General features: G+C 70.2%; 19 protein-coding genes and 1 pseudogene. 11 read left to right on the plus strand and 9 right to left on the minus strand.

The features are described 5' to 3' along the window. Window positions 1-27 precede the first annotated feature (27 nt). The 4 genes from ASG53_RS12390 to ASG53_RS12405 are packed head-to-tail and all read right to left on the minus strand — an operon-like array spanning window position 28 to window position 7,447. Window positions 28-1,479, minus strand: a complete 1,452-nt coding sequence (locus ASG53_RS12390; RefSeq protein WP_156382779.1) for an NAD-dependent epimerase/dehydratase family protein — start codon at window positions 1,477-1,479, stop codon at window positions 28-30. Continuing rightward, window positions 1,472-3,718, minus strand: a complete 2,247-nt coding sequence (locus ASG53_RS12395; protein ID WP_056133382.1) for a glycoside hydrolase family 3 C-terminal domain-containing protein — start codon at window positions 3,716-3,718, stop codon at window positions 1,472-1,474. The genes ASG53_RS12390 and ASG53_RS12395 overlap by 8 nt, the downstream gene beginning before the upstream one ends. After that, complete coding sequence (locus tag ASG53_RS12400) at window positions 3,715-6,225, minus strand: alpha-L-rhamnosidase (protein WP_056133385.1); 2,511 nt, start codon at window positions 6,223-6,225, stop codon at window positions 3,715-3,717. The genes ASG53_RS12395 and ASG53_RS12400 overlap by 4 nt, the downstream gene beginning before the upstream one ends. Window positions 6,226-6,244: 19 nt before the next feature. Continuing rightward, on the minus strand, window positions 6,245-7,447 hold the full coding sequence (locus ASG53_RS12405; RefSeq protein ID WP_235533914.1) for an MFS transporter: 1,203 nt from the start codon (window positions 7,445-7,447) through the stop codon (window positions 6,245-6,247). A 314-nt stretch (window positions 7,448-7,761) separates the two neighbouring features. Here ASG53_RS12405 and ASG53_RS12410 point away from each other — a divergent pair, with 314 nt between their 5' ends. The 4 genes from ASG53_RS12410 to ASG53_RS12425 all read left to right on the plus strand — a co-directional run bounded on the left by ASG53_RS12410 (window position 7,762) and on the right by ASG53_RS12425 (window position 11,904). Then, on the plus strand, window positions 7,762-8,766 hold the full coding sequence (locus ASG53_RS12410) for a LacI family DNA-binding transcriptional regulator (RefSeq protein ID WP_056133388.1): 1,005 nt from the start codon (window positions 7,762-7,764) through the stop codon (window positions 8,764-8,766). Window positions 8,767-9,193: 427 nt separating this feature from the next. Further along, a complete protein-coding gene (locus ASG53_RS12415; RefSeq protein ID WP_056133392.1) occupies window positions 9,194-10,591 on the plus strand; it encodes a ferredoxin reductase family protein in 1,398 nt (465 codons plus the stop codon). Further along, window positions 10,588-11,151 carry an FMN-binding protein gene (locus ASG53_RS12420; RefSeq protein ID WP_056133394.1) on the plus strand — a complete coding sequence of 188 codons (564 nt, stop codon included), beginning with the start codon at window positions 10,588-10,590 and terminating at the stop codon, window positions 11,149-11,151. Before ASG53_RS12415 ends, ASG53_RS12420 begins: the two co-directional genes overlap by 4 nt. A 3-nt stretch (window positions 11,152-11,154) precedes the next feature. After that, a complete protein-coding gene (locus tag ASG53_RS12425) occupies window positions 11,155-11,904 on the plus strand; it encodes an FAD:protein FMN transferase (RefSeq protein ID WP_235533916.1) in 750 nt (249 codons plus the stop codon). Between the two features lie 84 nt (window positions 11,905-11,988). Here the strand turns inward: ASG53_RS12425 and ASG53_RS12430 are convergent, their stop codons facing one another. From ASG53_RS12430 to ASG53_RS20365, 4 genes are all read right to left on the minus strand, one after another. Continuing rightward, complete coding sequence (locus ASG53_RS12430; protein ID WP_056133397.1) at window positions 11,989-13,233, minus strand: sensor histidine kinase; 1,245 nt, start codon at window positions 13,231-13,233, stop codon at window positions 11,989-11,991. Then, a complete protein-coding gene (locus tag ASG53_RS12435) occupies window positions 13,230-13,907 on the minus strand; it encodes a response regulator transcription factor (protein WP_200945491.1) in 678 nt (225 codons plus the stop codon). The genes ASG53_RS12430 and ASG53_RS12435 overlap by 4 nt, the downstream gene beginning before the upstream one ends. A 67-nt stretch (window positions 13,908-13,974) precedes the next feature. After that, window positions 13,975-14,709, minus strand: a complete 735-nt coding sequence (locus tag ASG53_RS12440; RefSeq protein ID WP_056133400.1) for a VIT1/CCC1 transporter family protein — start codon at window positions 14,707-14,709, stop codon at window positions 13,975-13,977. Window positions 14,710-14,716: 7 nt separating this feature from the next. Beyond that, window positions 14,717-15,334, minus strand: a complete 618-nt coding sequence (locus ASG53_RS20365) for a cation transporting ATPase C-terminal domain-containing protein (protein ID WP_235533917.1) — start codon at window positions 15,332-15,334, stop codon at window positions 14,717-14,719. A gap of 12 nt (window positions 15,335-15,346) precedes the next feature. Here ASG53_RS20365 and ASG53_RS20370 point away from each other — a divergent pair, with 12 nt between their 5' ends. Beyond that, window positions 15,347-15,940, plus strand: a complete 594-nt coding sequence (locus tag ASG53_RS20370) for a DUF2254 family protein (RefSeq protein ID WP_235533918.1) — start codon at window positions 15,347-15,349, stop codon at window positions 15,938-15,940. 28 nt (window positions 15,941-15,968) lie between these two features. On the opposite strand, the gene ASG53_RS12455 is transcribed toward ASG53_RS20370, so the two are convergent. Continuing rightward, window positions 15,969-16,910 carry an AraC family transcriptional regulator gene (locus tag ASG53_RS12455; protein ID WP_056133411.1) on the minus strand — a complete coding sequence of 314 codons (942 nt, stop codon included), beginning with the start codon at window positions 16,908-16,910 and terminating at the stop codon, window positions 15,969-15,971. A 160-nt stretch (window positions 16,911-17,070) separates the two neighbouring features. On the opposite strand from ASG53_RS12455, the gene ASG53_RS12460 reads away from it, so the two are divergent. From ASG53_RS12460 to ASG53_RS12480, 6 genes and pseudogenes are all read left to right on the plus strand, one after another. Next, a complete protein-coding gene (locus ASG53_RS12460; RefSeq protein WP_056133416.1) occupies window positions 17,071-17,427 on the plus strand; it encodes a putative quinol monooxygenase in 357 nt (118 codons plus the stop codon). 39 nt (window positions 17,428-17,466) lie between these two features. Next, window positions 17,467-17,679, plus strand: a complete 213-nt coding sequence (locus ASG53_RS20620) for a hypothetical protein (protein WP_056133419.1) — start codon at window positions 17,467-17,469, stop codon at window positions 17,677-17,679. Between the two features lie 76 nt (window positions 17,680-17,755). Beyond that, window positions 17,756-18,448, plus strand: a complete 693-nt coding sequence (locus tag ASG53_RS20130) for a LysR family transcriptional regulator (RefSeq protein WP_200945492.1) — start codon at window positions 17,756-17,758, stop codon at window positions 18,446-18,448. Further along, window positions 18,445-18,783, plus strand: coding sequence for a hypothetical protein (locus ASG53_RS20135; RefSeq protein ID WP_200945493.1), 339 nt, complete (start codon window positions 18,445-18,447; stop codon window positions 18,781-18,783). Before ASG53_RS20130 ends, ASG53_RS20135 begins: the two co-directional genes overlap by 4 nt. Before the next feature lie 224 nt (window positions 18,784-19,007). Then, window positions 19,008-19,232 (plus strand): annotated as a pseudogene (locus tag ASG53_RS20380) (GNAT family N-acetyltransferase); the annotation flags it as partial. A gap of 208 nt (window positions 19,233-19,440) precedes the next feature. Further along, window positions 19,441-19,953, plus strand: a complete 513-nt coding sequence (locus ASG53_RS12480) for a nitroreductase family protein (RefSeq protein ID WP_056133425.1) — start codon at window positions 19,441-19,443, stop codon at window positions 19,951-19,953. The last annotated feature ends 61 nt before the right edge of the window (window positions 19,954-20,014 follow it).

Below are 20,014 nucleotides of genomic sequence, written 5' to 3' on the forward strand. Positions count from 1 at the left end.
GGGACGTCGGCGGCTAGCTCGTCCAGCTCAGCGTGCCGCAGCGAGACGTCCGTCGAGCTGCGCCAGCTCGACCTGCGCGAGGAACGGATTGTGCTCGGCCTGGCGAAGGTATCCAGCGGTGTCGCGGACGCACAGCGGGCACCAGTGGCCACCTTTGAGGACGAGGAACGGGCTCACGGCGAAGCCGTGACCTTCCGCGCACCGCCAGGTGGCAGGGTCGAGGAAGGTCGGCCCTCCAGTCCCCACGGTTCCGAGGAACGCTCCCCCACGGAAGTCGGCGGCCTGAGCGAGATCGTCGCGCGTCCACTCCGCGACGTCCTTCGTCTCGTCGTACCCGTGGTCGAGCAGAGTCGGGGTGCGGCTCGGCGACGGCGGGACGAAGGTCGACCAGTCTCCGATGGACTCCCACTGCAGACGCGAGCCGAAGAACGCATCAACTCCCTCGGTGTCGTTGCTGCGCACGTAGGACATCGTGCCTCGCGGCTGTCGAGAGATCGGCTCCATGACGAGCTTCTTGACGATCCACGCCGGGACCTTCCCGGCCATGCGGACGACCGGCGGCTGGGCTGCCCTGGCTCGTGCCATCGCGTCGCTGAACGTGTCGCGGCGGAACGGGACCAGAGCGTCGAGCGCGTCGGAGTCGCTGTACCACTGGCCGTGGAAGTTCTGCGTCGCGAACCAGCTGCGGTCGTACCACCGACGGACGTCCTTGACGCCCAGGGCCCCGGAGACGGCCGTCTGCAGCTGCCAGTTGGTGAGCCGCCACTCCTGGCCACCGCCGATGTTCCAGATAGCACCCCAGACGTCCTGGGGCGCGGCCGGGTCGCACAGGCCGACGAGGAGCCTGGCGGCGTCCTGCGCCGTGACCCACTCCATCACCCCGTGGAAGGGCGAGTGCGTCATGATCGGGTCGCGGATCTGGAGCATCCCCGGGTGGAAGATGCCCGTCTGGCGCAGCCAGGTCCACCGCGGCAGACCGCTCTCGACGAGGATCCGTTCGGCCTCGACCTTCGTCTGGCCGTACTCGTCGAAGTGCGAGACCCGGATCGGGTCGCCCACCCTGCCCCAGTGCACCGGTTGGTTGCGGTTCCCGGTCTCAGCGACCGAACCGATGCCCACGACACTGACTGCTCCCGGGTCAGGCAACGCCGAGACAGCACGGACGATGTTGCGCATCGACCCGACGTTGACTTTCCGGGCGAGCTCGGGGTGGGCGTCGGCGGTCGGGGACACCACAGCGCCGACGTGGAGCACCACGTCTGCGACACTCACGCACCGGGCCACGGTGTCGTAGTCGGTGAGGTCTCCTTCGACGACTGTCAGCCTCAGCCAACGCAGCTCCTCGATGACAGCGAGGTCGGCTGGTGTCGGCAGGACGAGCGCGACCACGTCGAGGTCGGTGTCACGCAGCTGGGCGAGGACGTGTCGACCCCAGGCACCGCTCGCTCCGGTGAGGAAGACGGTCCGCTTCTCAGACATGTGCGTGCTCCTCACCACGGCTGAGGGACATCAGCTGCTCGAGTGCCCGTGGTTCCACCGGGAGCTGGGTGAAGGCGACGAACTGACCGAAGGGCATCGACTCGACCATCTTCATCGCGTCGGGGTTCTCGGTCGCCTGGGCCTGCTGCTCAGGCGTCATCGAGGCCGCCATGCCCTGCACGAGGAGAGGTCCGACGACGTCGTGCCCGAACCACTCGCCGACGGTCGACTCGAGCGTCAGCGGTCCGACGAGCGACTGCCCGGCCAGCTCGACCGTCTGCTCGAGGACAATGGTGTGCGCGTCGGTCCCGATCTGGACGGTGTAGTCACCTGGGGCGACGACCCAGTCGGCCAGCTCGACGTCGTAGTAGGCGAAGGCACGACGGCCGAGAGGCAGCTCCACCCGTCGTGACTCGCCGGGGTCGAGCGTGACCTTCGTGAAGGCACGGAGCTCGCGCACGGGTCGACGGACCGGGCCTGCGGTCGTGGCGACGTAGAGCTGCACGACGTGCTTGCCGGCCCGATCACCCGTGTTCGTGACGGTGATGGAGGCGGTAGCCGTGTCATGCCCGGTGACGTCGACCGTCAGGTCGCTGCTCTCGAAGGAGGTGTAGCTGAGCCCGTGCCCGAAGGGGTAGCGCACCGCGCGACCTACGGTCGCGTAGTAGCGATAGCCGACCATGACCCCCTCGCCGTAGCGCACGTGCTGCTGCTCACCCGGGAACGACAGGAACGAGGGCGTGTCCTCGAGGCGCAACGGGATGGTCTCGGCGAGGCGCCCCGAGGGGTTGACGGCCCCGAACAGGACGTCCGCCAGTGCGCCTCCACCGGCCTGGCCGAGCAGGAAACCGTCGAGGATCGCGTCGACGTCGTCGTGCCACCCTTCGAGTGTGACGAGGCCACCGTGGGAGAGCACCACGACGGTCCGAGGTGCCGCGCCTGCCACCGCCCGGACCAGATCGGCCTGGTGGTCGGAAATGCTCAGGACCTCGCGGTCGAAGCCTTCGGACTCTTCGCCGTCGGTCAGGCCGACGAAGACCACGGCGACATCAGCAGAGGCTGCCGTCGAGACCGCCTCGTCGAAGGAGCCGGTGCTGTCTCCACCGGCTTCCTTCTCGCACCCACGGGCGAACGTCACCGTCGCGCCGATCGTCGCGGCACTCTCCCGGATCGCGTCGAGCGGATGGGTGACCGTGGTGGGGTTGATGTTGGAGCTTCCGCCGCCCTGGAAGCGCAGCTCCTCCGCGAAGGGGCCTACGACGGCGACAGTCTGCCCAGAGCTGAGCGGGAGCACTCCGTCGTTCTTGAGAAGCACGATGCTGTCGGCGCCGAGCCTGCGCGCCAGGTCGTGCTGGGCGTCGACGTCGATCTCCCCGGTGGGAGTCGCGTGCCGTCTCGTCAGCGCTCCGACACGCTCGGCGCTACGGGTGACGAGCTCTTCGTCGATGCGCCCCGAACGGACCGCGTCGAGGACCTCGGCGTTCGTGGTGCCACCGTTCCCGGGCATCTCGAGGTCCATCCCTGCCTCGAGCGCGGCGACCCTGTCGCTCACCGCGCCCCAGTCTGAGACGACGGCTCCCTGGAATCCCCACTGCTCGCGCAGCACCTCGGTGAGCAGCCAGCGGTTCTGGGAGGCATACACGCCGTTGATCTTGTTGTAGGAGCACATGACCGTGGCCGGGGCTGCCTCGGTGACCACGCGCTCGAAGGCGGGCAGGTAGATCTCGCGCAGCGTCCGCTCGTCGACGTCGGCGCTGACCCGCATGCGCTCGGTCTCCTGGTTGTTGGCCGCGAAGTGCTTGACGGACGCACCGACCCCGGTGGCCTGGAGTCCGGTGACGTGCGCCACGCCGAGGACGCCGGAGAGCAGCGGGTCTTCGGAGTAGTACTCGAAGTTGCGCCCGCACAACGGCGACCGCTTGATGTTGATCCCCGGTCCGAGCACGATGTCGACACCCAGGACCCGCGCGTCCCGGCCGATCCCGGCGCCGACCGCGGCGGCGATCTCAGGGTCCCAGCTTGTCCCCACCGCCGCAGCCAGCGGGAAGCAGGTGGCGGGGAGGCTGCCGGCAAGGCCGAGGTGGTCGGCCTCGGCAGGCTGGAAGCGGACGCCATGGGGCCCGTCGGAGAGGACGATCGCCGGGATTCCGTGCTCCGGCAGCGGGTGGGTCCTCCAGAAGGACGCACCCGAGAGCAGGGCGACCTTCTCCTCGAGGGTGGCGTGATCGAGGCTTGTCATCGTGCAGCTCCTGCGGTGGTAGGGGTGGGTGAGCCTGCGCGGTGCGCGGTGAGCGCTGACTCGAGGGCCTCCTGGAGGCCGTCGGGAACTCCGGGGATGAAGCCGAGCAGCAGGGAGAGGCTGATGGAGTGGGCCTCTGGCCCGCTGGGGACGATCGGTACGCCGGGCAGCTTGTCCTGGAAGACGGCGTCGAGCCGGCTCCAGAGACCGGGGTCCGCTGCCAGGACGGCGATCGGGGTGTCCATGTCGACCACGGTCGAGTCGGCTGCCGGGAGGTCGTAGGTCCAGGTGTGAGAGCCGTCGCCGACCTCGACGACCGCACCCTCGGGGTGCAGCGGCAGACGGACCTCGGCGGTCGCCCCGGACGGGACGACGACGTCGAGCCGCATCGAGCCGTCGGTGATCTGCCAGGCGACCTCGGCGCGGCCTCGGACCGTGTCGTTCCACACCCGAGCACGGGTGAGGGAACCGCCGGGCTGCGGTGCGACGAGGAGGCGCCGGTAGCCGGGCTCGAGGGAGGCGAGGCCACCGACGACCCGGTGCAGCCAGTCGGCGACGGCTCCGAGGGCATAGTGGTTGAGCGAGGTCATCCCGGAGTCGTTGAGGCTGCCGTCGGGTCGGATCGCGTCCCAGCGCTCCCAGACCGTCGTGGCGCCCTGGGTGACCGGGTAGAGGAAGGACGGACAGTCGGTCTGCTCCAGGAGCAGGTACGCCTCGTCGAGGTGCCCGGTCGAGGACAGGGCGTCGGTGACGAGCGGGGTCCCGGCGAACCCTGTGGAGATCGTGTAGCCCGATCTCGCCACCACGGCGGCCAGCCGGTCACCGGCGTGCTGGCGCTGGCGGTCGTCGACCAGGTCGAAGACGATCGCGAGCGCGTAGGCCGTGGCGGACTCGGAGGCTACCCGGCCGTTCGCGGTCACGTACTCGTCGTTGAAGGCACGGCGCACGCGCTCGGCGAGGGCGGCGAAGGCTGTGGCGTCCTCGTCGTGGCCGAGCACCCCTGAGGTCTGAGCCATCTCGCGGGCGACCTTCGCGAAGTACGCGGTGGCCACGAGGTAGCGATCTGTCTTGCCTGCCGCAGCGTTGTCGGCCGGTGCGTCCGGGTCGAGCCAGTCTCCGTACTGGAAGCCCGAGCTCCACAGGCCGGTCTCGTCGAGGAGCGCCTCGACACGTCGGACGAAGGTGGTCATCGACGGGTAGGCGCGGGTGAGGATGTCGACGTCGCCGTACTGCTGGTAGAGCGCCCAGGGGATGCTCACGGCGGCGTCGCTCCAGAGCGCGGTGGGCGGGCTGGGGGTGGCTACGACGTTCGGCACGATCCAGGGGACGTCTCCGGCCTCTTCCTGCTCAGCAGCGAGGTCCGCGAGCCAGGATCCGAGCACGCCGCGCACGTCGTAGAGGAAAGCTGCGGTCGGGGTGAAGGCGTTGAGGTCCCCGGTCCACCCCAGGCGCTCGTCGCGCTGGGGGCAGTCGGTGGGCACGCCGACGAAGTTGCCCCTCATCCCCCACACGACGTTGTCGTGGAGACGGTTCACGAGCTCGTGCGAGCTCTCGAAGCCGCCTGTTCGGACCATGTCGCTGTGCACGACGACAGCCTGGACGTCCTCGGGTGTCACCTCGCCTGGGTAGCCGGTGAGCTCGAGGTAGCGGAACCCGTGGAAGGTGAACCTGGGCTCCCAGGTCTGAGAGCCTCCTCCGGCGAGCGTGTACCGGTCGGTCGCGCGGGCGGTCCGCAGCGTGCGCACGTCGAACTCCCTGTCGATGAGGGTCTCGGCGTGCCGGAGCGTCACGGTCGTCCCCTCGTCGCCGTCGACGGTGAGGCGGACCCATCCGGTGATGAGCTGCCCGAAGTCGACGACGACCCGTCCGTCGTCGCGGACGGAGATGCTCACGGGGGCGAGAGTCTCGACACGGCGGATCGGCTCTGCGCCCGTGCGGACGAGCGAGCCCTCGGGCCAGTCGAGCGGTTCCACAGCCGTCCACCCGGAGTCGTCGAACCCGGCGTCGTCCCATCCGGTGGGTTCCAAGCGGGCGTCGTAGACTTCGCCGTCGTAGATGCTGCTCTCGCGCGTGCCGCCCGTGCTGGCGCGGAACTGCCCGTCCGAGACGATCGTCTCCGTCGTGCCGTCGGTGTGCTCGACGACCAGCTCGAGCCACAGCGCGAGCCGGTCGGTCCACAGGTTCCGGCGCGACTCCCAGCCCAGACGTCCGGCGGCCCAGCCCTCACCGACGACCGCGCCGAGCACGTTCTCCCCCTCGTGCACCAGGTCGCTCACGTCGTGCTCGCTCACCGCGAGCCTGTGCGCGTACGAGGTCCACCCCGGTGCGAGCACCTCGTCACCCACCCGAGTCCCGTTGAGCCACGGTTCGTGCACCCCGAGGCTCGTGATGCGCAACGTGGCCCGGACCGGCTGGCCGTCGAGGGCGAACGACCGCCGGAGGTAGACCGCGGGGCTGCCTTCGCTCGCGGTCGTGCCGGGAGGGGTGATAAAGCTGGGTGATGTCATGGTGCTGGGCTCCTCGTGCTTACTTGACTGATCGGATGCGGAGGACGACGGCGCCGCCGGCGACGGTGAAGACCGCTGCGACGATGTACAGGAGGGGGTAGTTCTTGCTGACGGCGGCCGTGGCACCGAGAGCGAGGATCGACGGCGCGATCAGCGGGGCGACCGCCTGCGGGATCGCGGCGGCGAAGTTCATGATGGCCATGTAGCGACCGGCCTGGGCTCGGTCAGGCAGCACGTCCAGCGCTAGGGCCATGTCGACCGCCGAGAACATGCCGAGCCCGATGCTCGTCACGAGCGAGCCGGCGAAGAGCAGAGGCAGGCTCGGGGCGAACGCCATGGTCACCGCACCGGCGCCGAAGAGGATCCCCGCCAGCAGGACGAAGACCCTGCGACGGTGGAAGCGGTCGGAGAGGAAGCCGCCACCGATCGCCCCGAGACTGAGGGCGACGATCCCCATGAGAGAGAGCACGGCCAACGTCGGGGCAACGTCCTCGACGGCGACGCCGAGACGCTGGGCGAAGAAGAAGGCGGTGAATGTCGTGTTGAGGGTAAGTCCGAAGTAGAAGAGGAACCGTCCGAACCAAGCCCATGCGTAGTCGGGGTGCTCTCGCGGGTCGAAAACCATCCCACGGAAGGTGCCCAGCACCGTCATCGGCTGGTCGAAGGTCAGACCACGGCTGTCTTCCTCGTGGACGAAGACGACGAAGAGCGTCGTGAGTAATAGCCCGATGAAACCTGGGATGAGGAAGAGGAGGAGGTTGTTGCCTGAGACGAAGCTGGCGACACCGACGCCGAGGACCGGAGCAACCTGGGTCGCGAAACCTGTGAGGCCGGCGACCTTGCCGCGCTGGTGCTCGGGGAGCTTGTCAGCCTGCGAGTACTGGAGGTTCCCCAGCACCTGGCCCCAGGTGAGCTGGGTCATGACCCATCCGACTCCCAGGATCAGGATGCTCGTCGACTGCGCCATCACGGTGAGAGCCACCATGCCCAGGAGCATTCCGGCGATCATGAACGGACGGCGTCTCCCGATCCTCGTTCGGGTGCGGTCGCTGAGCTGACCGAGCAAAGGGCTCGCGATCATCACGGCGAACGCGCCGGCCCCGGTGATGTAGCCCAGGTACTGCTCCTGACCGGGGGCGAGCTGGGCGACCTTAATCGCGAGCGATATCCCGAGAGGGGTGATGAAGGCCACGAAGACACCGAACTGGGCGATCACCTGCATCCAGATGTAGCGCGTGCTGACGTCCGGGATGTCGGGCGGCGTAGGAGTGAGGTGTGCCGGTGCCTCAGCGTTAGGTGGCTGGTGCCTACCGACTGCTTCCCCAGTGGCAAGGCTGCCCGCGGCACGTTGCTCGCTGGTCAGCGTTTCGACAGGCATGCGTGCGCCCGTCCTGTCTAGTGAATCGTCGTCGATCGTCATGAGCGCTCCATTGCACGTCAGTTACTAGCCCGCGCTAGCGACCTCACTGTGACACACACAGCTAGCGCGCGCAAGCATGATGTCCGGCAACGGCCGCTGGGCGATACCCTGAGCAGATGGAACCTCAGACGCCGACGCGAAACCGACGGGCCACTGCGGCGGATGTCGCTTCGGCAGCTGGAGTGTCCCGCGCCACCGTCGGCTTCGTGCTCAACAACACCCACGGGCAGACGATCTCCGCCCCCACACGCGAGCGCGTCCGGGCTGCCGCCGAGGGCCTCGGCTACCGACCGCACGCAGGCGCACAGGCTCTTGCGCGAGGCTCGAGCACCATCGTCATCTTCGTCCTGCCGGACTGGCCGCTCGATCACTCGATGCGAGCTCACCTCGAGGCAGCGCGCGCTGCTCTCGACGTGGAGGGGTACTCCCTCGTGACGTACACGCGCCACCAGTCGAGCAAGGCACGCCCGCTCTGGGAGGTCCTCGACCCGGCCGCGGTGGTCGGGATGATGCCGTTCACGCCTGATGAGCTTGCTGGACTCCGCCGGTCTGGCGTGACGCGCGTGTTCCCCGCGACATCAGTCGTCGAGTCCGGAGCCGACCAGGTCGTCGACCTGGACACGGCTGTGCGGCTCCAGGTGGACCACCTCGCCGAGCTCGGACACCGTCGGCTCGCCTACGCGCTCTCGACTGACGAGCGCTTGACATCGCTCGGGGCCGAACGCCTCCAGACCGCCCAGGGCCGGGCCCGCGAACTCGGGTTGCCTGAGCTCGACGTCCGCCACCTCCCTGCAGACCGGGGCGAGACGCTCGCCGCCGTCACAGCCTGGATCGGCGCCGACGTCACGGGCGTCGTGGCCTATAACGACGACATCGCCTCGCTCGTCTCGGCGGCCGCTCAGCGACTCGGCGCTAGCGTCCCTGAAGACCTCGCGATCGTCGGCTATGACGACACACCGCTGGCCGCGTTGCAGTTTCCCGCTCTCACCTCGGTCCGGGTGGACACCGAAGGCCTCGGACGAGCCCTCGCCGAGATCGCGCTCGCGCTCATCCAGGACCGGGCCGTCCCCGTCTGGGACGTCGATGCGCACGCCGTCCTGGTCCGCAGAGAGTCAACCTAAGGCTCGTCCCCGCAGCCCGGGACGGAGCGCGGAGCCCGAGGGAGACTCGTAGAGGCGACTCGGCTCTACGTCGCCTAGTCCAGACGGCCTCCATGCGTCAGGTCAACGTTTACTCAACGAAAACGATGCGTGACGTCCCCAGAGGACGGCATCGCTGACCGGCCTGGGACCCTAGGATTCGTTGAAATTCCGGGGCAACGGCAACTGTTGCCATACAACGACAACCTAGTGTCCCAACCCGATCCAGTGTGGGTTCGAATCCCACCCGGGGCACCATGTTTCGCAGGTGAGAGGCGGTCTCGTCGCCTCGACAGACCGACTGACATCAGCGAGCTCGACGACGGTCCGCTGACGGTCGTCGTCATCGCCCTCGAGCCGCCAGCGCTCTTCTGAGAATCTTCTGAGATCTGCTCGGCACGATGACGTCATGAGCATCCTCACCGAACGCAGCGCAGGGCAGGTCTCCTCGGACGTCGCGCCATCGGTGCGCCGCCGGACCCGACGCCAGTCACCGCACCGCGGTCACCTCGCCGTCCGCGGGGTGACCGTCGCGGGTGTCCTCGCGGTCCTCGTCTTCTGGTGGGTGGGCACCCCACCCGCCGTCGGCGCGACGCCCGGCGGTGCGCTCACGAGCACCGGAGAGCTCACCGGGCTGGTCGCCGCCTACCTCGTCTGCCTCCAGCTGCTCCTCGTCGGGCGCGTCCCGTGGTTCGAGCGGGCCGTCGGCATGGATCGGCTCGTCGCCTGGCACCGCTCGCTCGGCACGACCGTCCTGCTGCTCGTGCTCACGCACGTCGCGCTCATGGTCGTCGGCGGCGCGATGCTCGACCAGCAGGCGCTGCGGCCCGAGGCCCTCTCGCTCCTGGCGACCCAGCCGGAGATGCTCAGCGCCCTCGTCGGGACCGCGATCTTCCTCGTGGTCGGCCTGTCGAGCGCGCGGCTGGCCCGGCAGCGGCTGAGCTACGAGGTGTGGTTCGTGCTGCACCTGTCCGTCTACGTCGGCATCTACCTCACCTTCGGTCACCAGATCGCGGCGGGCACGCACTTCGTCGGGTCGCCGGTCGCCCGAGCCGTGTGGACCGCGATGTACGTCGCGACGGCGGCGGCGCTCGTCACCTGGCGTGTCGTCCTGCCGCTGCTCGCGCACCGCAGCATGATGCTCACCGTCGACCAGGTCGTCCCCGAAGGGTCAGGCATGGTGAGCGTCTGGCTCCGTGGCCGGCACGTCGACAGGCTCGCAGCGCGGGGCGGGCAGTTCGTCCTGGTCCGGTTCCTCGCCTGCGGGCACCTGTGGACCGCGCACCCCTACTCCCTCTCGATGGTCCCCACCGACGAGCACCTGCGGATCACCGTCGCCGCGCTGGGCGACCACTCGACGAGCACCGCCGCGATGCGCCCCGGGACGCGGGTGGTCGTCGAAGGGCCCTTCGGGCTCTTCACCGCTGACCAGGCTCTCTCCGACCGGACCCTGCTCGTCGCTGGAGGCGCGGGCATCGGGCCGGTCCGGGCGCTCGCGGAAGACCTCGTCCTCCGAGGGCACGACGTGGTCGTGCTGCACAGGTCGCACACACCCGAGGGCCTCGCCCTGAGCCGAGAGCTCGGCGGTGCGCAGGGTCTGCGGTACGTCCCGCTCCCGGGGCGGCGTCGCGAGCTCGGCCACGACCCGCTCTCGCCCGCGGTCCTGCAGCAGATCGTGCCGGACATCGCTCACCGCGACGTGTTCGTCTGCGGCCCCGAGGGTCTCGTCTCGACCGTCGTGCGCTCGGCCCGAGCGCTCGGCGTGCCCCGTGCCTCCATCCACCACGAAGAACTGAGCCTGTCATGACTGCTGCGCGCTGGCGCGGGACCCTCATCTACACAGGCACCCTGGCCACCATCGGCACGCTGGCCGTCACCCGCTTCGGGCCTGTGCTCGGCGCAGACCAGGGGGCGCCCGTGACAGCCGCCACGGTGACCTCGACCTCGCAGGGGGCGACCACCACGCAGGGCGGCTCGACCACCGGGAGCAGCTCCGGCACGACGTCCGGTTCTGCCTCTGCGGCTCCGAGCACGACGGCGACCCCGAGCCCCTCCGACACGACCACGCCTGCGGCGGGGTCGACCACGTCGAGCACGGTGACCGTGGCCGGCGGAGTCTCCCAGACCAGGTACGGGCCGGTCCAGGTGTCCGTGACCTTCTCCGGGACGACGATCGTCGACGTCCAGACGCTCCAGTCCCCGAGCGCAGAGCGTGAGAGCCAGCAGATCGCCCAGCGCTCCACGCCGGTGCTCGCCCAGGAGGTGCTCGCGGCGCAGTCGGCCAGGATCGACACGGTCTCGGGTGCCACGTACACCTCCGAGGGGTACAGGCAGTCCGTGCAGTCCGCGATCGACCAGGTGGGCTGAGTCGTGCACCGGACCGAGGTGGTCATGGGGATCCCGATGTCGGTCGACGTCCGCGACCTCACCGACGAGCGGTCTGCCGCCGAGGCTGTCGACGCTGCCTTCGCCGTCCTGCGGTCCGCCGACGAGCGCTTCAGCCCCTACCGCGAGGACAGCGAGCTGCGGCGGTACGAGCGGGGCGAGACAGCCCCCTCGGCTGACCTGCAGGAGATCCTCCAGGTCGCCCGGGATGCGTCCGAGGCGAGTGGCGGGGCCTTCAGCATCCGCGCGCCGGACGGCTCGCTCGACACCAACGGCGTGGTCAAGGGCTGGGCGGCCGAGCGGGCGGCGGGCGTGCTGCGCGAGCACGGGTCGCGGCGCTTCTGCCTCAACGCCGGCGGAGACGTCGTGACCGCAGGGGAACCCGAGCCCGGACGGGCCTGGCGCGCCGGCGTCCGTGACCCCTTCGACCCGACGAGGATGATGGCTGTCGTCGAGCTGCGCGACGGAGCCGTCGCGACCTCGGGCACCTACGAGCGCGGCGCGCACGTCTGGGACGGGCGGACGGGTGAGACAGGCGCAGCGCTCCTGTCGGCGACAGTCGTCGCCGACGACCTCACGACGGCTGACGTGCTCGCCACCTGTGTCCTCGTGCTCGGCGTCGAGAGCGTCGACTGGGCCTTCGCGCACGGGGCGCGCGAGGCCTTCGGGGTGCTGCCGGACGGGCGGGTGGTCACCCGTGCGGGCGTGGCGCGCGTCCCGGCGCCACTCGGGTGACGGTGGGTCCGGTGCCCGTGGCACCCGGGTGACGCCCGCGTGGGCCGCCTCCGCCGCGACCGAGGCAGTCTCGCGGTGCGTCGGCTACCTGTCTCGCGGAGCCCGGACGGGGACCCGCAGCGTGACCACGGTCCCGTGCGACCCGTCGGCCCGGGGTCCCGCCTCGACCGACCCGCCGTGCTGGGCGGCGACCTCGGCGACGAGGGCGAGGCCCAGCCCGTAGTGCGTCCGCCCGTCCTGCGCGGGCGCAGGACGGTGCGAGGCGAAGCGGCCGAAGAGGTCGGTCTGCGCGTCCGGGACACCCGGGCCGTCGTCCGCGACCCGGAGGACGAGCATGCCGCCGGTCCGCTCGACGTCGACCCGGACCCCGGCGGCCGCGTGGTCGAGGGCGTTGTCGACCAGGGCCGTCGTCGCGCGGCGCACCGACACGGCGGAGACCTCGGCCACGGCTGACGTCACCCCGGTCCGCGCGAGGTCGACCCCGCGGTCGGCCGCGGTCGCGCGGGCCGCGGCGACCACGGCGTCAGCCACCTCGGCGACGTCCACGGGAGAGCGGTCGACCGAGCGGGCGTCGGCCGCGACGAGCATGTCCTCGAGGATCGAGGTGAGGGCGCGGGTGTCCTCGAGCAGACCGTCGACGTCGGAGAGCACCGGCGACCCGCTCGGCACAGCGTCCTCGGCGTGCACGTGGCGGCGCAGCAGCTGGGCCCGGGTCGACAGCAGCGTGAGCGGGGTGCGCAGCTCGTGGCTCGCGTCGGCGACGAACCTGCGCTGGAGAGCGAGAGCCTCGACGGTCGGCCGGACGGCACGCCGGCCGAGCCAGGCTCCACCGAGCCCGGCGAGCAGCACACCGGTCCCGCCGGCGACCACGAGCGCTGCCACGAGGCGCTGCAGCTCCTCCTGTGCCTCGTGCGGGTCGAGCACCACCTGGACGGCGCCACCCCGGGAGGGAGCGGTGACCACGCTGTAGGTGCCTCCGGCGGCCTCGACCCGTGAGCGGACCTCGGTCCCGGACCGGGTGACCTCGACCATGACGTCGAGATCTGGGAGACCCTCGGGCATCCCGTCCGACACCTCGAGCCCGCGCGGCCCGTCGATCGCGACCCAGGTGCCCGCAGGGGCGTCGCGGACGTCGTCGACCGAGCGGGTGGCGGCCTCGAGGCGGTTCTCGCCCGACTCCCGCTGCCCCTGGACGACGACGAGCAGGACGACAGCGCCGACCACCGCGAGGCAGGCGAGGACGAGCAGCGCGGTCTGCAGGCCGAGCGCACGGGTGGTGCGACGCAGCCGGGACTGCTCCGCCGCGGTGAGCGAGGTCGGCCGCCTCACGACGTACCCATCCGGTACCCGAGGCCGCGGACCGTCGTCACGACGTCGCGGCCCAGCTTGCGGCGCAGGTAGTACACGTAGGTGTCGACGGCGCCCTCGTCCTCGGCATGGTCGAAGACGCTCCGGAGCACGTCAGCCCTGGAGAACACCTGGTGGGGGTGACCGGCGAGCAAGGCCAGGAGAGCGGACTCGCGCTCGGAGAGGTCGACCGTCGTCCCGTCGCCGCGCGTGACACGCCGAGCGCTCGTGTCCAGGCGGTGCGCGCCCAAGCGCAGGGTGGTCGAGCCGGCCGCGGCGCCCGAGGCGCGGCGGCGCAGGGCGCGCAGCCGGGCGGCGAGCTCGTCGAGGTCGAAGGGCTTGGCCATGTAGTCCTCAGCCCCGGCGTCGAGACCGGCGACCCTGTCGGCCGGGTTCCCGAGGGCGGAGAGCACGAGAGCCGGGGCGGTCACGCCGTGGTCGCGGAGCCGGCCGAGCAGGTCGAGACCCTCGATGGCGGGCAGACCGCGGTCGAGGACGAGGACGTCGTAGGAGCGGGTGAGACCGAGGTGCAGCCCTCGCTGACCGTCCCTGGCGGTCTCGACGACGTAGCCCTCGTCGGCGAGCACCTCCTCGAGCATGGTCACGAGCTGCTTGTCGTCCTCGACGAGCAGCAGGCGGACGTCCTGGGCGCTCACGGGTGGGCTCTAGGGCCGTCGAGGACCGGCGTACTACGAGGCCAGCCGTCAGCCGACCACGGCCAGGTCATACGATCCCGCTCGTGCCGAGCAGGCTACCGATCGTGTACGTCGCGGCGAGCGCGAGCGCCCCGCCGACCACCACTCGCAGCGTGGGGCGCAGCGGTGCGCTTCCGCCGATCCGTGCGCTGGTGTAGCCGGTCAGGGCGAGCGCGACCAGCACGACCGTGGCAGTCACGGCGACCCGCAGGTGCGCGGGTGCCAGCAGCATCGCGAGCAGCGGGAGGATCGCGCCGAGGGTGAAGGCGAGCGCCGAGGCCCCGGCGGCCGCCCACGGGCTGACGACGCTGTCCTCGGTGATCCCCAGCTCCACCTCGAGGTGCGCGGCGAGGGCGTCGTGGGCCGTGAGCTCTTCGGCGACCTGCCGTGCGGTTCCCGGCGTGAGGCCCCGGGCCTCGTAGAGCCCGGTGAGCTCGTCCAGCTCGGCGGCGGGCTGCTCGGACAGCTCGGCGCGCTCCTTCGCGATGAGAGCACGCTGGCTGTCGCTCTGACTGCTCACCGACACGTACTCGCCGAGCGCCATCGAGATCGCTCCTCCGACAAGACCAGCCACTCCTGCGGTGAGCAGCGGCGCAGAGTCCGTGGTGACGCCGGCGACCCCGACGACGAGCGAGGCGACGGACACGATGCCGTCGTTGGCACCGAGCACGCCGGCGCGCAGCCAGTTGAGCCGTCCGGAGAGGTCGCCGGCGTGCGGCTCGTCGGGGTGGGCGCCCGAAGAAGGGCGCGGTGTCGAGGCCATGGGGCTATCAAACACCCCCGCTGGTGGTCTGGGCCGCTCGGACCAGGTGATGCCGACGTCCCTCTCCCCCTGGTGTCAGGCCAGAGCCTGCCTCGTGGCCGGACGGGGTGCGACTCGTGAAGCGGCTGGCGCGTCGTGCGACCCGGTGGTGGTGGCCACGGATGCGGGGCTGACGAGGCGAGAGCGCGGCACGGCGTGCGTCCCGTGCGAAGAACCGCACCTTGGCACCCTCGACGACCACGAGGTACACGACGACCAGCGCGACGAGCACGAGGAAGAACGGCGCCGGGAGCGGCTGGAACCCCAGCACGCCCGAGAGCGGCGAGTACGGCAGCCACACACCGACCCCGACGACTGCGAGCGAGGCCGCGGTCAGGGCGAGCGACGGTCGGCTCCGGTAGAAGGGAGTCCGGCGGGTGCGGATGACGAAGATGATCAGCGTCTGCGTCGCGATGGACTCGATGAACCACCCGGACTGGAACTCGCTCTGTCCTGCGTGGAGCACCACGATCATCAGGGTCAACGTCACGGCGTCGAAGAACGAGCTGATCGTGCCGAACAGCAGCATGAAGCGCCGGATGAGTCGATCCAAGAAGAGGACCTTCTTGCCGTCGCTCACAAGCACGATGTGCTGCTCGTGCTCGAAGCCCACCCCGGCGACTACGTCCTCGAAGGCACCGCGCTCTTCCTCGTCCACCCCCACCAGCGCGTCGACACCGCACTGAGCGCAGCGCTGGGCGCCACGGTGCGAGTCTCTGATGCCCGCACCCCCTACCAAGACATCAGCTTCGCCGTGCAGCAGCTCACAGAGATGGCAGTGCGAGCAGTCTCCCCCGGTACCAACGACCACTACACCGCGATCAACGCCCTCGACGACCTCACCGCAGGCCTGACCCGGCTGGTCAGCCGAGACCTTCCCTCCCCCGACCGCGCGGACCACATCGGCACCCGGCGCGTGCACGCACCCCGCACAGACCCCTGCGACCTCATCACCGAGGTCTTCGACGCCATGCGCTGGTACGCCCCAGCCGACCCCGGTGTCATGCATGCCACCCTCGGCCCCCTCGACCACCTCGCCCAAGCAGCCACCTCTCCGAAGGTCCGCGCTCATCTGGTCGCGCACCTGGACCTGCTCCAGGAAGCGTTCATCAGCGCTGGGCACGGCGACCACGACGTCAACACCTTCACTGCCCGTGCCGATGCGGTGCGCCTGGCTCTGGCACCCAGCTAGACGCCACCCTCGTGGACTTGGCGGCGATCTACCTAGGCGTGGGTATGGGTTGTTCTGACCTGGAGACTTTTCGATACCGGCCGGGCGGCAGGGAGCGTTCGCGGTGGAAAGCGCGACTGAAGGCGTAGACGGAGGTGTAGCCGACGTCCGTGGCGATCGCGTCGAGGGTGTCGTCGGTATCGCGGAGCCGGTGTGAGGCGAGTGTCATGCGCCAGCGGGTGAGGTACTCGCCGGGCGTGGTGCCCGCGAACGTCGCGAAGCGTCGCGTGAGAGTCTGTTTCGAGGTCGCGACCTCGCGTGCGAGGGCTTCGGTCGTCCATGCTCGCCCGGGTGATTCGTGAATCCGAGTGACGGCCTGCAAGAGGAGCGGGTCGCGGAGGACGCCCCACCAGGAGGCATCGGTCGGAGGCGTGGTGGAGAGCCAGGTGCGCAAGATCTCGACGAGCAGCACGTCGACGAGCCGGTCAAGGACCAGGTGGGTCGCGAGACCGGGTCGGGCCAGCTCCCTCCCCAGAAGTCGGACGATGTCGTTCAGGTTCGCGTCGAGCTCGTGAGCGCGGAAGTGGATCACCGACGGCAGGAGAGCGAAGACGGGCGTGGATCCAGCAGGGTCGTGTGAGTAGGAAGCCCCGAGGATCTGGGTCTGCACGTCGCCTTCGCCCAGCCTGAGGACGTCACCGAGGCGTCGTGCCTCATCGGCGGCTGCGACGTCGCAGGAATGGATGGTGACGCCGGGAGCGCTCGAGAGCGCGTGGGCCGCGCCGGTGGCGAGAATGACGATGTCACCGGTCATGAGAACCATCGAAGCATCGCCGCCGACGGTGAGATGAGCCATGCCTGCCGTGACCGCGTAGACGACCGCATCCCGGTCGCGGACCCACTCGACGCCCCAGTCCCCGGCGGCGGCTATACGGGCTCCCGCACTGCCCCGGACTCCGGAGACGTCGAGCACCTCAGAGAGGACATCCATGATGAGAGCCTACGCCGATCTCCCAGGACTCCTCATCTGTTGGTCACTACGGATATTTCTTTGGCTCCTACGGGCATTGGGAGGACCACTCATAGGTCCAAGCGTTATCGGTATCCGGGGCGCACGCACCGTGACGAGCACACATGGAAAGAGAAATGACATGAGCACCACCGAAGACACTGTCCCCGACGGCCTGATGCCCGCCGACGTCCTGGCCTCGACCACGCCGGTGGCGGTGTACGGCTTCGCCCGAGCCAAGGCCGGCCAGGAGCAGGCGCTCGAGGACGCGATCCGGGAGATCATCCCGACTGTTCGCGCCGAAGAGGGGTACGAGCAGTACTGGGTGCACACCTCCGAGGAGCAGCCCGGGGCGTTCGCCTTCTATGAGCGTTGGTCATCGGGCGCCGACATCGCGCGCCACGTCCAGCAGCCTCACATGCAGGACTATTTCGGCAAGCTCGCCGACCTCGTCGAGGGCGACCTCGAAGCCGACTGGCTCTGGCCTCTCAGCGACTGACCCTCCGGGTCCGCGACCACTCTTCGCCGGCGCGAGCCCATGAGCAGACGAGGGCTCGCGCCCGCCGCCCGAGAGCGGGCGATCACCCCGATCGTGTCGGGGCAGAACATGAACACCCTTGCCGCCCGCCGCGACGACGACCTGATCGACCGCCTTGTTGCAGAGGGCGTGGCGTTCATCCCGTTCTTCCCGCTCGGCGGCTTCACCCCGCTCCAGCCCCGAGCCCCGTCCCGCACGAGCTCGGCTCGATAGCGGGCTGACCACACGGACCAGACCGGTCCGGGGCCACTCACCAACAGCTCCTGTCTAGAGGACCGGCCCAGGAACGGTGTCCGATGCACACCCCTGTCTCGGGCGGACACCGTCCCTTGAGGGCCTCGTCACCCGCCGCATCGTGCTCGCCGAGGAGCTGCACCTCGGTCGTGCCGGCGAGCGGCTCCTCGTCTCGCAGAGCCGGGTCAGCCAGCTCGTCAGCGCGTTCGAGCGACGGATCGGTGCGCGGCTGGTGGAGCGCACGAGCCGGAGGGTCGAGCTCACGCCTCTCGGGCCGGACCTCTACGCCTCGCTCGAGCCAGCCCATCGTGCACTCGTGACGGTCTTGGACGACGCACGGCTGCGAGCGCGCGGCACACCCCGGCGGCTCCGGGCCGGGTTCCAGGGCGCGATCTACCCGGCGCTCGCCGCGGTGCTGGCCCAGCTCGCGCGGGACGACCCAGAACGCGCCGTGAGCACCAACGAGCTGCCCCTGGGGGACCCCTGCACCCAGGTGCTCGCCGGGAGCATCGACGCAGCGATCGTGCTGCTGCCTGTCGACGAGCCCGAGCCCGTCACCGGTGCAGTCTTCTCGCGAAGGCCGCCCGTGCTCGCCGTCTCGACGAGTCACCCCTTCGCGGCCCTGGACACCATCTCGGTCGAGCGGCTGGCCGAGATCACGACAGTCCCTGTCACCGGGGCGGCCCCCAGGTACTGGTTGGACGTGCACGCTCCGACGACGCCCCCGGAGGCAGGGCGATCCCGGTGACCGGAGGGGCGGGCACGATCCAAGAAGGCCTCTCGGAGGTCGCGTCCGCGCCGGTCGGGCTGGTCGTGTGCGCAGCCACAGCCGAGTACAGCCAGCGCCCAGACGTGGCCTTCGTCCCGCTCACCGGTCTGCCCGACTCAGCCCTGGGGCTCGTGTGGCGCGCCGACAGGGACTCTGACGGGCTCCGACGGCTCGCCGAGGCTGTCCGGGCTGCAGACGACCACGTCGTCGACGCCGACCACGGCACCCCGGCCGCGGCGCACGACCAGGAGCACCCGGTCGGTCCCCGGATCGCGGTAGTGGGCGATCTTCGCCTCGAGCACGCCGAGCGCTAGGGTCCTGGGCGGACCGGGGATATCCCCTTGCCCAGGTTCGAGACAGACGGCAGGGTGCTGCCGTGCTCTGACTCACTCAGAGGCCATCCCGGCAAGGCCACGACCCAGGAGGAGCAGTGCCCAGTCCCGATCGCGGGCCCGTCCTCTACGCATGGCGTGGAGCGTTCACCGACCCAGAGCTCAGCAGCCTGCACGCCGAGGGCTTCGGCCATCAGGTCGAGGAGGTGGGCTGGAACCACCAGCTCGACAGCCACAGCCTGGGCTGGGTCACCGCTCGTGACGATCGAGGGCTGGTCGGCTTCGTCAACATCGCCTGGGACGGTCGTGCCCACGCCTTCGTCGAGGACACTCTTGTCGCAGTGCGTTCCCGTCGGCAGGGCGTAGGAGTCCACCTGATCGAGGTCGCGCGTGACCACGCCGCCCGCGCAGGCTGCGAGTGGCTCCACGTCGACTTCGAAGAGCACCTGAAGACCTTCTACCTCGACGCCTGCGGCTTCGTCCCGACCGACGCCGGCCTCATGAGGCTCTCGGGAGGCGCGGCCCAGGTCGGTTCGACCTCGTCCACCCCTCTGAGCCCCTCGGACCAGGACCCCGCACCGGCCATCCCTCCCCGGGCACGACCGTCCCTGGGACGAGCAGACCGGGCAGGATGGCCAGATGGAACAGCTCCGTTCGCTCATCGCTCGTCGGACTGTCCGCTCGTTCCTGGACGAGGACGTCCCGGTGAGCGTGGTCAGGCAGCTGGTGGACCAGGCGAGGTGGACAGGTTCGGCGCGCAACCGGCAGCCGTGGCGATTCGTGGCGGTCTACGACCAGGCCACCAGGGCTGGGCTGGCGAGCCTCGGCGCGTACGCCGCGCACCTCGCCACGGCGCCTGTCGTCGTGGTCCTGCTGAGCCCGCGCGAACGCCACCTCGACGCCGAGTTCGACGCCGGGAGGATCGCCCAGTCCCTGACCCTCGCCGCCGCGTCCGCAGGGCTCGGAAGCTGCGTCACCAGCCTCTACCCGGAGGAGAACGCCGACACCGCGGCGACCCTCGTCGGCGCTGAGCCTGGCTGGAGCGCCCGACATGCCGTCGCACTCGGTCGCCCGGACTCGTCGTCACCTGTCGGGCGTCTCGCCGTACCGACCGGGCGCCGGTCCACCGACGAGCTATTCAGCATCCGCTGACCCAGGCGGGACGCGTCCTCGGAGGACGCCCGTCTCCGCCCGGACGAGAGCCGCCGCTCCC

The organism is Sanguibacter sp. Leaf3 (genome assembly GCF_001425965.1).
Lineage (GTDB): Bacteria > Actinomycetota > Actinomycetes > Actinomycetales > Cellulomonadaceae > Sanguibacter > Sanguibacter inulinus.

Coding starts and splice junctions, on each gene's coding strand:
- ASG53_RS12390 (WP_156382779.1), bottom strand. CDS start 1,479: ATGTCTGAGAAGCGGACCGTCTTCCTCACCGGAGCGAGCGGTGCCTGG.
- ASG53_RS12395 (WP_056133382.1), bottom strand. CDS start 3,718: ATGACAAGCCTCGATCACGCCACCCTCGAGGAGAAGGTCGCCCTGCTC.
- ASG53_RS12400 (WP_056133385.1), bottom strand. CDS start 6,225: ATGACATCACCCAGCTTTATCACCCCTCCCGGCACGACCGCGAGCGAA.
- ASG53_RS12405 (WP_235533914.1), bottom strand. CDS start 7,447: ATGCAGGTGATCGCCCAGTTCGGTGTCTTCGTGGCCTTCATCACCCCT.
- ASG53_RS12410 (WP_056133388.1), top strand. CDS start 7,762: ATGGAACCTCAGACGCCGACGCGAAACCGACGGGCCACTGCGGCGGAT.
- ASG53_RS12415 (WP_056133392.1), top strand. CDS start 9,194: ATGAGCATCCTCACCGAACGCAGCGCAGGGCAGGTCTCCTCGGACGTC.
- ASG53_RS12420 (WP_056133394.1), top strand. CDS start 10,588: ATGACTGCTGCGCGCTGGCGCGGGACCCTCATCTACACAGGCACCCTG.
- ASG53_RS12440 (WP_056133400.1), bottom strand. CDS start 14,709: ATGGCCTCGACACCGCGCCCTTCTTCGGGCGCCCACCCCGACGAGCCG.
- ASG53_RS12455 (WP_056133411.1), bottom strand. CDS start 16,910: ATGGATGTCCTCTCTGAGGTGCTCGACGTCTCCGGAGTCCGGGGCAGT.
- ASG53_RS12460 (WP_056133416.1), top strand. CDS start 17,071: ATGAGCACCACCGAAGACACTGTCCCCGACGGCCTGATGCCCGCCGAC.
- ASG53_RS20620 (WP_056133419.1), top strand. CDS start 17,467: ATGAGCAGACGAGGGCTCGCGCCCGCCGCCCGAGAGCGGGCGATCACC.
- ASG53_RS12480 (WP_056133425.1), top strand. CDS start 19,441: ATGGAACAGCTCCGTTCGCTCATCGCTCGTCGGACTGTCCGCTCGTTC.